The organism is Paraburkholderia sp. BCC1884 (assembly GCF_900996225.1).
In the GTDB taxonomy this organism is placed as follows: domain Bacteria; phylum Pseudomonadota; class Gammaproteobacteria; order Burkholderiales; family Burkholderiaceae; genus Paraburkholderia.
In genome coordinates this window covers 1-424 of the sequence record NZ_CAAJGL010000049.1, presented here as the reverse complement: position 1 = coordinate 424, position 424 = coordinate 1, and the positions used below count along the sequence as shown (strand labels likewise).

The 424-nt window shown below is 64.6% G+C and carries 1 protein-coding gene; it reads left to right on the top strand.

The genetic code is table 11. From position 1 onward, the window contains the following. On the top strand, positions 1-424 hold a 424-nt coding region (locus tag FQ705_RS03855; RefSeq protein ID WP_144138099.1), incomplete at both ends, for a cytochrome c biogenesis protein ResB.

The window sequence follows — 424 nt, the reverse complement described above, 5'->3', positions numbered from 1 at the left end:
CGCGAATTCGAGGGCGCCACCCTGATCGCCGCCAAGCGCGGCGCGATGACCAAGTACGGTTATATCGCCGCCCACCTGGCGATCGTGGTGATTTGCATCGGCGGCCTGCTCGACAGCAACCTGCCGATCCATTTCCAGATGTGGCTGTTCGGCAAGTCGCCCGTCAACACCAGCGCGCCGATCAGCGAGATCGGGCCCGAGCACCGGCTGTCGGCCTCCAACCCGACCTTCCGCGGCTATGCCTGGGTGCCCGAGGGCCAGTATGTCTCGACCGCGATCCTGAACCAGCCGAACGGCTCGCTGACCCAGGACCTGCCGTTCTCGATCCAGCTCGACAAGTTCATCGTCGACTACTACTCGACCGGCATGCCCAAGCTGTTCGCCAGCGACATCGTGGTGATCGACCGCGAGACCGGCAAGCGCA